Source organism: Lactobacillus kefiranofaciens (genome assembly GCF_900103655.1).
Classification (GTDB): Bacteria; Bacillota; Bacilli; order Lactobacillales; family Lactobacillaceae; genus Lactobacillus; species Lactobacillus kefiranofaciens.
This window is the reverse complement of the sequence record NZ_FMXC01000015.1, coordinates 37,663-48,840: the sequence shown is the minus strand read 5'-3', so window position 1 is coordinate 48,840 and position 11,178 is coordinate 37,663. Positions and strand designations below refer to the sequence as shown.

Sequence of the window (11,178 nt, the reverse complement as noted above, 5' to 3'; positions counted from 1 at the left end):
AGGAGAAAGGAATGATTAACTATTATATAATGAAAAGCAGAAATAAGTAGAATAAGATAGAAGCATATGCTATAATCTTTCTCAAAGGCAATATGTGGAGGTGAAGATTATGGCTATGCTTAAACCTAGAGAGATGGCTGACCGTTTAGGAATTACAGTACGTACTTTGCAGGAATGGGATCGCAAGGGAATATTTCCAGCGCACCGCACGCCTACAAACAAGCGCTATTATACCGAGCAGGATTATTTAAGATACGTTAATGGCCAGTCTAGCTCAGAAGAAGACAAGCGCAAGATAGTCGGATATGCAAGAGTTTCTACTGCTAATCAGAAGGGTGATCTTAAGGATCAAGAAGACTTTATCCGCCAATATGCGAATGCAAAAGGCATTATTCTTGATGAAATGATTACCGATATTGGCAGTGGGCTTAACTACAAGCGCAAGAAATGGAATAGACTTCTTGATGAGGTAATGCAAGGCAAGATTAAGACAATCTACATTACCTATCAAGACCGTTTTATTCGCTTCGGCTATGACTGGTTTGAGAAGCTGTGCAATCAAAATGGCACTGAAATAGTAGTGCTGAACAACCAAGAAACCTCGCCTAATGATGAATTAGTGCAGGATGTTCTAAGCATTTTGCATGTATTCTCGTGCCGACTTTATGGTTTGCGTAAATATAAGCATAAGATTAGCGAGGATAAGGAGCTGAGCCAAAAATGATTGTGAAGACACGAATCTACCAGCTATACCCTAATCAGACCATGAAGCAGGTCTTAGACGATTGGTGCGACTATCGCAGATATTGTTGGAATCAAGCACTGGCTCTATGGCAAGACCTATATATGGCTCATACTATCTTGGATAAAGTGGTTGCCACGGTTTTTATTCCCAAGCAGGATAAAAAGACTAAAAAATGGAAAGCAATTCATCGGGATCAGCACCTGAATCCTAGTCCTAACTGGCGCTTAGTGCGCGACAGAATGATCGAGCAAAAAAACGACTGGCAATATGCCTACTCTGCCCGTACTTTACAATTGGCGGTTCAAGATTTAGGCAAAGCATGGGAAAGCTTCTTTAATCAGGCTCAGCCTGATTGGGGCAAGCCAAAGTTCCGTTCCAAGAGAAATCCACGGCAAGGCTTTAAAACCGATCGAGCCAAAATCAAAGACGGGCGACTTTGGCTTGAAATGCCTAGAGAAACGCCTTATAAGGATGACTGGACTGGCATCAAGCTTTCAGAAAAGCCGCTGCCAGGCAAAATTGGCGTAGTATCCATCGTTAGAATTAATGATAAATATTATGCCTGCGTGCCGTATAAGCTAGAAACACCTGTATCAAAGGCAAAAACGGGCAAAGAAGCAGGAATTGATGTCAATGTCGGCCACTTCAATTATCAGGATGGTCAGTGCTTGATTTTGCCTGATTCGCTAAAGCATCTTTATCTTAAAATTAAGTTTTACCAAAAGCGTTTAGCTAAAAAGCGGACAGTCAACGGCAGAATTAAAGGAACGCAAAGCAACAAATACTTGAAGACGAAAGCCAAGCTTCAAGCCTGCTACCAGCGTGCCACTAATATTCAGCGTGACTTGATGCATAAGTTTACTACGAAAATGGCTGATGAATATGACCAGATTGTAATTGAAAGCTTAGACGTTAAGGCAATGCTTATGAGTCATGTAGCTTCGAAGGGCATGCAAAGATCAATGTTCGGACTATTTAGGCAACTGCTGGCTTATAAATGCGCTTGGTACGGCAAAGAACTAATTTTAGCTGATCAGCACTATCCATCAACGCAAAGATGTGCGGTCTGTGGCACGGTCAAAAAAGGCGCTGACAAGATCACTTTAAAAGGCAATCAGAAGCATGGAACAAAGCACAATGAGTATATCTGCTACAATCCAGCTTGCCCTAATTACGGCAAAACGGTTGATCGTGACGTAAATGCCATGAAAAACCTTACGCTGTTGATCAGTCATCCCGAATTAAACAAAGCATTATAAAAAAATCCACGGTCAGGCTATGGCCGATAACGATGCCATCATAGCTGGTCAATGCGATTACTCCCTAGTTGGAATATCGGAATACCGGTGTTTGACGGTGGTGAATATAGAATGGAAAGGGAAAAATGTAAACCTTTGAGGCATGGAAAATACCGTTCTTTTATGTTCTTCCATGCTTTTCCACATTTTATATAGCAGGAAAAGATGAATCCTGATTTTGCAATTGTCTTAAATTATAACTTAACTGGCCCAGCAGATGCCGACTTTTTAGTAAAGACTGCTAGAGACATCGGTGCTCGAGCCGTAATGACTAACCAGCAAGTCGATGATTTTAAAGCCGCTTGCGAAAAGTACACTATTTTTTTAGCTAAACCAACCAGCGGTCTCGATTTAACTAGTGAAACTGTCATCGACACAATGGTTGATAACCGACAAAAAGGACAAAATACTGTCATTAATATTCCTGTACAAAATGGCAAATTCACTGAAGCTACTCAAAAGACGCTAGACGTGATCAACTCCTGGATGCACATGTTTAGCCACGCATTCAACGAAGGGCAGCCTAGTCAATTAACTAGCAGTGCTGGTTTTGTTTTAGAAAACCGTCACGCTAATTATCAAAAGTATGTTTTCTTAAAAGACATCCCTGAAAAGCTGGTGATTACCGGTTTAACTCAAGAACCTAATCGAGTTGAATGGATTGAGCATAGAACTGAACTCGATTTCACAATGAAGGACAAGCAGTTGACTATTAACCTAGTCAAACCAGATGACGTCTTCGAGTGGAACGTGCTACGCATTCAAGCTCATCGACCTGAAGATGACATTATTCATACGGAATTTTAACAAAGGGCACTCTCATTTGAGAATGCCTTTTTATTTATATCTTCGATCCCTGATCAAAGAACTCTCTAAAGCGATGTGCTTCCTTATCTAAGGTAATCTCATCATTTACCTGAGACAGCTTATACCCTACAAAATAAGGCGGTGCCTCAAATCTAGTCACATATTTAGCACAGATGCCGCCATCATTCCGTGGATAGAAGAATAGATTATACGAGTCACATCTGCCATTGTACATAATATTAAGCATGTACTTAGCACCACTCTGAATCCAATCTGCCCATAAGTCGATACTCTGGCGATCCAGCAAGTTCATATTCAATTCGGTATAACCCTGGACGGGATGCTCGCCCACATTGACCTCTACCCCATCTTTTTCAAACAGTGTTTCACCTTCAAAATTATTAGGGTGAATATACTTATACCCATCTTCATGTTCTAATCCCACAATCTGCATGTGAGGATGAATTAATGAACCACCTGAATGTGGGCCATAATTCTTATACCAAACAACAGATTCATATTGATCATTATGGTTCATTTTTTCAAAACAATCTAAACTGAAGCGCATCAATTCACGGTTGTGCTCTTGTGTGCAAGTACTAATGTCGCCGTGATGATCATGCGACTCAATTAGAACCGTCTGCAGAGTATCACGCAACGTAGGAAACTTATTATGCAGCCAGATCATCTCGCCTTGTTTGACATAAATGTCGGTTAAACTTGCCACGTCACAAAAAGGACAAACTTTTTTCTTTTTATCCTTATGATAAGATTGGGGCTTGCCCTTAGCAGCACTTAATTGAAAAACTAACGGATCATTAGTCATAATATTTGCCTCTAAAATATAAAATAAATATTGTTATACATAGCAATAATAATGTAGAATAATTACGTAACTTTACTATAATAAAAATAGTTGCTATACTGTGTCAAAGTAAACGCTTATTTGAAAAATGAAGAGATGGGTAATTAACAAATGCAATCTAGAAAAGACCTTAGAAAACATAATAGCCGCAATAATCTCTACTTAGTAATTATCGGTGTAATTATCATAATTGCAATTATTGGCGGTGCATTCTTTTATAATCAAAAAATCGCTAATGAAAAACGTCAACGTAGCTTTGCGACTACGCACTTCAACCCGAATGTATCAATCTATGGGGTGAAGGTCGGCAAGCTAACGGTGAAAAAAGCAACTGACAAGATTAATGAAAAAGCTGATAACGTCATCTTCTTAAGAAATAAAAAGATTGTTTCAGAACGGGATGCCAACACGCAAACCATTGACCAACAGACGGTTCAGAGTTATTTTGACAAGCAACATACAGATTTGCCTAATAGTCAAAAATATACCTACAAGTCTAGTCAATTGACTGAAGCTAAGAAGAATCTAACGAAGATGCAAAAAGTTGCAGTTACTTACAATATCGACGGTAAGAGCTACACCCTAAAGGCTGCTGACCTAATTGGCGAGGTTACTTATAAGGATGGCAAGTACAAGTTCACCGACGTTAAGGCACTTAATACCAAGCTGAAGCAAATCGATGATGAGGTCAAAACTCTAAAGAAGAGCTACAAATTCACTGTCCCTGTCGGCAACATGGTAAGAGCAACAACGGTATTGGTAACAACTATGTTGTTGTCTCAATTAAACACCAAGAATTATGGGTTGTGCGCAAAGGCAAAGTTGCCGTTCACCTCAACGATGTCGTTACTGGTACTTTAGAAGGCGGCAAGGGCAACCAAACTCCTAAGGGTGTCTGGTACATCATGTACAAGCAATCACCAAGCGTATTACGCGGCTTCAATGATGATGGTTCTAAGTATGCTTCAAAGGTACAGTATTGGATGCCATTCACTTTAAGTGGCTGTGGTTTACACGATGCTAGCTGGCGTAACGACTGGAGCAAGACTGCTTACCTAACTGGCGGCTCACACGGTTGCGTTAACATTCGTCCTGCCGAAATTAGAAGCGTCTGGAACAACGTCCTTACGAATGAAGCTGTAATTGTTTATTAAAAACTAAGATAATGCTATTCGAATTTGAATAGCATTATTTTTTTGCGTAAAATTAAGCTAAAAAGATATAGACTTTTGAAAGGATTATTATGATATTCATCGGAATCATCTGCCTCGCTGTAGCGGCAATCTCATATTTTAGATATTTAAGCATGAAAAATAATAAAAATCAGCAAGATAAAGAGACTAACGCCAATGAAGCAAAATGGCAACGTTCTTTAGCAATTATCTTCTTAATCTTAGGTATTATCTTGGTTATGTACGCCATTTACTTACGTAAATTCTAAAAAAGCGCGCGGGAATTACTCTCGCGCGTTTATTTCTAAACATAATTAATTTCAACATCGCCCATATTAGCCTTGCCCTGCAAAACTAAAGTAGGACCGCCGCCATTGCTCTCGCCTTTGATTGTGACATCGCCTAAAGTTGTCCGCAGGTGATTCTCAACTCGCCAAGATAGTGGCACAAAGAGCGTTACATCCCCCATTGAGGCATTCAGATTCACGTCGACGCGATTGCCAGCGGCCTTGGCATCATCTAGATACACATTGATGTCACCCATCGAAGCATTAATTTGAATCGATTCTAGATGTTGCGAGTGCACATAACGCGACGTATCGCCCATACGATGATCAATTACGATATTATTGCCATTTTCCTCAACCGTAGTGTCACCAATCTCTTTATTAACGCTTATTTTGGGCCGAAAGCTATGAGTAAAAAGCAGACTCAAACCAATTGCAATTAATAGGGCAATAAACAAAATCTTCATTGGTGATAGCATTTTTTCAATATGCAGATCCTTAGAAAAAGTAATTACTAAAAAGGCTAACGAAAATACAGTTAAGTAAATGCTACGATCAATTAATCCCTTAATCACCAGCGCTAAGAAAATTATACCTAGAATAATAGTCATGAAGCCTAAACGGAAACTAAGCAAATTTAATTGGTTCACTACCAGTAAAACAGCCGCCGCAATAAAACCTACTCCTAATAAAATTCTGCTAAAACTCTTTTTCATCATTAAAACCTTCTTTCATTCAAGCGATTACGTAAATCTTTATAATAACGACGTGAAGCATAGACTGTCTTATAAGAATCATGAAATTGAATCTTACAATTAGAGATCGACCGCGTTAGGCCATAAATCTGATCTAAATTAATAATTGCTGATTTGGAGATACGCATGAACCCTGCGCCCAAGATATTTTCAAGCTCGTATAATTTATATTTTACCAGATAAGCGTGCCTCTTAGTATGTGCCATGACTTGGTTTCAAAAAAGAGAATATCACTCAAGCGCAGATAGTAAGACATATCATCACGTATTCCTTCAATTTGATCCGCGTGCTGATCTTGTGCCTGCAATTTTTGATAAAGCTGTTTTATTTCCGGGGAAATATCCTTGGCTCTAATTACGATCTCCGCTTCCGGTGCATCTGGATCTATTTCAAGTTTGACTTTCATGCTTCTCACCTCAAATCTGATAATTTTATTAAAAGATATATTCATTTAAATTACTAGTCTTTTGGCTTAAGCGGTAACTTTTTAGTTCCAAGCGGTAAAAAAAGCCCTACTTTCGTAGACTCTGATTGAATTTCTAATGAACGCCTTCCATCAGCGTATTAATTTTCTTAACTAACGCGAACATAATAATGCCAAAGACAGCACTGACTAAACCGATTGCCAAGAAGTATTGTACTTCTGTACCACTTGAATAAAACTTAACGATTTGTGCGTTGATTGCCTGACCCGTTGCGTCAGCCATGAACCACATACTCATCATCTGTGAACGGAATGCATTCGGTGCTAATTTAGTCGTAATTGACAAACCAATTGGTGAAATCAGCATCTCGGCAATTTCTACAATAAACCAAGATCCAACAAGCCAAAATGGACTAACGCGACCGCTAGTGCCAAAGAGCATCCCTGGTAAAGCCATCCACATGTAAGACAAGCCGGCAAAGATCAGTCCTGCCGCAAACTTGCCTGGTGCTGTTGGCTGCTTTTTCCAATGTTCCCATAACCAGACAAAAACCGGCGTTAAGATCATAATAAACAATGGATTAAGTGATTGGAAATTAGCTGCCGCAAAGTGCCAACCACCAATATGCAGCACCGTTCTTTGTTCCGCAAATAAAGCCAAAACAACAGAACCCGATTCTTCAATACCCCAGAAAATAGCTGCCGCGAAGAACAACGGAATATAAGCCTTAACCCGTGAGCGTTCCATCTTAGTAACCTTAGGGCTGCGCAGCATCATAACGAAATAGTAGATTGGCAGTGCAATTGCTAGAATCGTTAGCAAGGTAATAATGTTATTAACATTCAATTGACCTACACCAGCCATTGCAGCTAATACTATGCCAATTGCCACGATAATAATTACTACCCACTTAATTACATTAAGCAAATCGCCTTTATCAATTGGATCATTCGGCGTCAAACTATCAGTTGAAAGATATTTCTTACCGCCTAACACATACTGAACCAAGCCTAGGAACATCCCCACTGCAGCTAATGAAAAGCCAGCGTGGAAGTTCATTTCATTGCCGAACAAATTAAAGCCGAAACCTTGAGCAGCCCATGGCACGAGTAGCGGTGCCAAAAACGAACCGATATTAATACCAAAAACAAAAATACTAAAGCCGGCATCTCGACGACGGTCTTCAACTGAATAAAGGCCTCCAACCATTGAGGAAACATTAGGCTTGAGTAGTCCCGTACCCACAACGATTAACGCGATTGAGCTATATAACGCCGCTACGCCTGCTGGCAAAGCTAAGACGATATGACCTAACATGATCAAAACACCGCCATAGAAAACGGTCTTTCTTGAACCCCATACTCGATCAGAAAGCCAACCACCCACTAGGGTAGATAAATAAACCAGCGAGCCATAAATCGACATGATTGACGCAGCAGTAGTCTGGTCCATCCCCAGACCACCCTTGGTAACTGCATAATACATGTAGAAAAGTAAAATAGCACGCATACCGTAATAACTGAAACGCTCCCACATTTCAGTAAAGAATAAAGTGGACAAACCCTTTGGTTGTCCAAAAAATGCTGTATTTGAATCTCGTTTACCCAAAGAAAAACTCCCTTCTTATCTAAGGTAAGCAATAAAAATAATTATACCACGAAAAATAAGGATCCTCTTTTTACAGTTGGATCCTTATCTTCTAAATATTATTTTTTCTAATTAAAGTGCCTTAGCAACGGCAGCATTAACTGCATCTTTTTCGGCTTCGATCAAGTCAACCTTGCTTTCGATGACCTTAACATCCATCTTAATTTCACGGCTAAGAAGTGGAACGTTTACCTTTGGTTCAAAGAATTCCTTGAATTCCTTCAATCTTGCTGGAGTGTGGAAGACGCCGGTTGTAACGGTGATAAACGTAGCAAATTCCATGTCACCGCCAACAGTCTTATCAAGCCAGTCCCAGTCGTCTCTGATCCAGTCCCAAGCAGCTTGTTGACCATGATGGTTAGCCAGTAACCCGCGGTACCAACCACGCAAGTCTTGTGGCTTAATTACATCGGCATTTTCGAAATTATTAATAATTTCCTTAACTTCAACCGGGTCAATCGTGCTGGTAATCGCACCACGCAAGTCTGCCTTGTAAGATGCATCAGCAGTTCTTTGATATTCTTTGATCAACTTAGCAACTAAGTCGTGACTACCATAGTTCTTTACTTCATTACGCAAAACATATGGACGAACATCTGCATTCATGCCTTCCAAGTTGTTTTCATTTTCAGTAAAGACTTCGTGAGCCGTCTTAATTGAATCAGCGTTTTCTGCATAAAGGCTAGCGGCTAATTCGTATGGACGGATTTGAATATCTTCATCGCTTTCGCCTGGCTTTACTGTCCAGCCTAAGCGAGCAACTTGATCCTTGGACAAAAGATCATAGAGTTTCTTCAAGTTCTTTTCGGCAGCTGATTCAGGTTCAACGAATTGACGAAGCTTAGCGGCAGTTGTGTACAATGCATTGATTACCAAACTTGACTTAGAGTCAGCGAATTTGGTAAGAAGAGGTACGATTGATGCGTAAGAAATTTGCTTGCCTTCTGCCAAAAGACGCAAGTCTTGCAATAATTGCAATTTAGCAATTGGATCAAGCTCATCAACATCAGACAAGATATCATCGAGCAAGGTCTTGTCGTACTTAACAATAAAGTGAGAATTGTTGCCCACATTGATTCTTAATGGGTGGCCTGCTTCTTCACGAATTACCTTATAGTTGCCTAAGTCGATTTCCTTGTCGGACATAATCTTAGGTGCATCGAAGTTAGCGTTCAATGGAATTTGCCATTGTCTACCCTTATCTTCGCCTTCACCGATGAAGAATTGCTTTTGCGTAAGCTTCAAGTGACCATCTTCATCAACAAAAGCGTTAACTACTGGATAGCCAGGTTGCTTGAGCCATGAGTGCATGATCTTGCCGATATCCAAATCAGTAGCAGTAGAAAGTGCATCCCACAAATCATCACCAGTAGCATTGCCAAACTTATGATGATCGAAGTAGTACTTTAAGCCTTTACGCAATGCGTCATCGCCAAGAAGTGAGCGAACCATGACCAACATTCTTGAACCCTTAGCGTAAACAATCGCGCTATCAAAGACTGAGTCAATATCTGCAGGGTCGTTGATTTCCATTTGAATTGGTTGAACGCCATCAGTAGCATCACGGCTCAAAGCTGCAGGAGCTTCGCTCGTTTGAAACATTTCCCAAATATGCCAGTCAGGTTCCAAGCCATCAACTGATAAGTATTCCATCATGTTGGCAAAACTTTCGTTTAACCATAAGTTGTCCCACCACTTCATGGTTACCAAGTCACCGAACCATTGGTGAGCCAATTCGTGGGTAATAACAGTGGCAACCAGCTTCTTCATTTCCAAGCTAGTGTTGTCTGGGTCAAGCAATAAGTATGCTTCACGGTAAGTTACCAAGCCCCAGTTTTCCATGGCACCAGCAGAGAAGTCTGGCAAGGTCAATTGCAATGATTGTGGAAGTGGGTACTTAGTTTGGTAGAATTCTTCGTAAAATTCGATTGCCCGTTTAGCAATATCCAAAGCAAAGTCTAATTCCTTAGCCTTATGAGCCTTGGTTGCGTAAACACCAATTAAAACGCCATCCTTAGTATGAGTAGTCTTGGATTGCAAATCACCAAAGGCAAATGCGACCAAGTAACTAGACATGCGGACAGTTTCTTCAAAATGGTGGTAGCCATCCTGGTCCACTTCAGTTTCAGGCATGTTGGCAAGAGCAACTTCGCCATCTTGTTCGTCCCACTTAAGTGCAAGTGAGAAAGTAGCCTTAGCTTCTGGTTCATCGATTGATGGGAATGCTTGACGAGCAAAAGTAGTCTCAAATTGCGTACCGATAATTTGCTTCTTAACGCCATCAACTTCGTAATATGAAGGATAAATACCCATCATTGTATCGGTCAATGGTGCGGTATAAGCAATCTCGATGACCATCTTGCCGGTTTTGCCCGCATCAATCTTAATTGCTTCATCCTTATCATTAAATTCGAAAGGAACTTTTTCACCATCGACTGTAACATTCTTGATGTCCATGAACTTTTGGTTAACCATTACTGGATTTTCAATTGCTTCACCAGTAATAGTAGAAGTTCCAGAAATTGTCTTCTTTTCACGGTTTACTTCGATTCGAAGATCATAGTGTTCTGGATGAAAAGTTTCATAAAAACGTTTAACTGCCATTTCATACCTCCTAAATTAGTACATTTCATTTAAATTTTACCAAAATTGGGCGGAAAACACTTAAAAAAGGCTAAATATTCTCGATTGTAAGAGTGACGTTTTCATTTTGTAACACTGCTGTCACATTAAGCTCGTACTATATAAGCATAGTCATTAAGAAATAAATAAGTTTTTTTAAAACAAGTATTAATAAGGATGAATAAAATAAATGAGTAAAAACGTTAAATCTACTTTTGTTAAAATTTTAGCTGCTTTAGCACTTGCCTTTGCCTGTGTAACAGTTGTACAAGCTTTCAGCAGCAACTCAACCCAAACTGTACAAGCCGCGAAGCTTTCTAAGAAAGAAAGAGCAGCTAAAAGATGGATTGCAATGCGCGAATCAGGTGGTAACTACACTGCTAGAAACGGTTCATGTTACGGTAAATACCAATTATCAATCGGTTACTTGCACGGCAACTTATCACCTAAGAACCAAGAACGTACTGCCGACAGATATGTTTACATCCGTTACGGTTCATGGGTTAACGCTAAGAGATTTTGGTTAGCACATAACCGGTATTAATTCATTCTTAA

Annotated in this window: 9 protein-coding genes and 2 pseudogenes; 6 read left to right on the top strand and 5 right to left on the bottom strand. The window is 40.0% G+C overall.

The features are described from left to right. The first annotated feature begins 109 nt into the window (after nucleotides 1–109). From BLP58_RS06855 to BLP58_RS06845, 3 genes are all read left to right on the top strand, one after another. A complete protein-coding gene (locus BLP58_RS06855) occupies nucleotides 110–724 on the top strand; it encodes an IS607 family transposase (protein ID WP_013854090.1) in 615 nt (204 codons plus the stop codon). Beyond that, nucleotides 721–2,004 (top strand): RNA-guided endonuclease InsQ/TnpB family protein, encoded by a 1,284-nt coding sequence (locus tag BLP58_RS06850; protein WP_013854089.1) that lies wholly within the window; start codon nucleotides 721–723, stop codon nucleotides 2,002–2,004. The genes BLP58_RS06855 and BLP58_RS06850 overlap by 4 nt, the downstream gene beginning before the upstream one ends. A gap of 204 nt (nucleotides 2,005–2,208) precedes the next feature. Further along, a complete protein-coding gene (locus BLP58_RS06845; RefSeq protein ID WP_013854842.1) occupies nucleotides 2,209–2,850 on the top strand; it encodes a hypothetical protein in 642 nt (213 codons plus the stop codon). Nucleotides 2,851–2,884: 34 nt separating this feature from the next. Here the strand turns inward: BLP58_RS06845 and BLP58_RS06840 are convergent, their stop codons facing one another. Further along, nucleotides 2,885–3,676, bottom strand: coding sequence for a DUF4931 domain-containing protein (locus BLP58_RS06840; RefSeq protein WP_013854843.1), 792 nt, complete (start codon nucleotides 3,674–3,676; stop codon nucleotides 2,885–2,887). Nucleotides 3,677–3,826: 150 nt separating this feature from the next. On the opposite strand from BLP58_RS06840, the pseudogene BLP58_RS06835 reads away from it, so the two are divergent. Next, nucleotides 3,827–4,869, top strand: a pseudogene (locus tag BLP58_RS06835) (L,D-transpeptidase). Between the two features lie 89 nt (nucleotides 4,870–4,958). After that, on the top strand, nucleotides 4,959–5,156 hold the full coding sequence (locus tag BLP58_RS06830; protein WP_013854844.1) for a hypothetical protein: 198 nt from the start codon (nucleotides 4,959–4,961) through the stop codon (nucleotides 5,154–5,156). Between the two features lie 35 nt (nucleotides 5,157–5,191). Here the strand turns inward: BLP58_RS06830 and BLP58_RS06825 are convergent, their stop codons facing one another. From BLP58_RS06825 to BLP58_RS06810, 4 genes and pseudogenes are all read right to left on the bottom strand, one after another. Further along, on the bottom strand, nucleotides 5,192–5,890 hold the full coding sequence (locus tag BLP58_RS06825) for a LiaF domain-containing protein (RefSeq protein WP_025084239.1): 699 nt from the start codon (nucleotides 5,888–5,890) through the stop codon (nucleotides 5,192–5,194). Nucleotides 5,891–5,892: 2 nt separating this feature from the next. Continuing rightward, a pseudogene (locus tag BLP58_RS06820) lies at nucleotides 5,893–6,335 on the bottom strand (LytTR family DNA-binding domain-containing protein). Between the two features lie 133 nt (nucleotides 6,336–6,468). Next, entirely contained in the window at nucleotides 6,469–7,962 is a 1,494-nt protein-coding gene (locus BLP58_RS06815; protein ID WP_013854846.1) for a peptide MFS transporter, read from the bottom strand. 111 nt (nucleotides 7,963–8,073) lie between these two features. Beyond that, a complete protein-coding gene (locus tag BLP58_RS06810) occupies nucleotides 8,074–10,605 on the bottom strand; it encodes a M1 family metallopeptidase (protein ID WP_013854847.1) in 2,532 nt (843 codons plus the stop codon). A 208-nt stretch (nucleotides 10,606–10,813) separates the two neighbouring features. On the opposite strand from BLP58_RS06810, the gene BLP58_RS06805 reads away from it, so the two are divergent. Then, nucleotides 10,814–11,167 carry an aggregation-promoting factor C-terminal-like domain-containing protein gene (locus BLP58_RS06805; RefSeq protein WP_013854848.1) on the top strand — a complete coding sequence of 118 codons (354 nt, stop codon included), beginning with the start codon at nucleotides 10,814–10,816 and terminating at the stop codon, nucleotides 11,165–11,167. The last annotated feature ends 11 nt before the right edge of the window (nucleotides 11,168–11,178 follow it).

Excerpts from the sequence above, each read along its gene's own strand:
- BLP58_RS06855 (WP_013854090.1), top strand. The coding sequence starts at position 110 with ATGGCTATGCTTAAACCTAGAGAGATGGCTGACCGTTTAGGAATTACA.
- BLP58_RS06845 (WP_013854842.1), top strand. The coding sequence starts at position 2,209 with ATGAATCCTGATTTTGCAATTGTCTTAAATTATAACTTAACTGGCCCA.
- BLP58_RS06805 (WP_013854848.1), top strand. The coding sequence starts at position 10,814 with ATGAGTAAAAACGTTAAATCTACTTTTGTTAAAATTTTAGCTGCTTTA.
- BLP58_RS06810 (WP_013854847.1), bottom strand. The coding sequence starts at position 10,605 with ATGGCAGTTAAACGTTTTTATGAAACTTTTCATCCAGAACACTATGAT.
- BLP58_RS06830 (WP_013854844.1), top strand. The coding sequence starts at position 4,959 with ATGATATTCATCGGAATCATCTGCCTCGCTGTAGCGGCAATCTCATAT.
- BLP58_RS06825 (WP_025084239.1), bottom strand. The coding sequence starts at position 5,890 with ATGAAAAAGAGTTTTAGCAGAATTTTATTAGGAGTAGGTTTTATTGCG.
- BLP58_RS06850 (WP_013854089.1), top strand. The coding sequence starts at position 721 with ATGATTGTGAAGACACGAATCTACCAGCTATACCCTAATCAGACCATG.
- BLP58_RS06840 (WP_013854843.1), bottom strand. The coding sequence starts at position 3,676 with ATGACTAATGATCCGTTAGTTTTTCAATTAAGTGCTGCTAAGGGCAAG.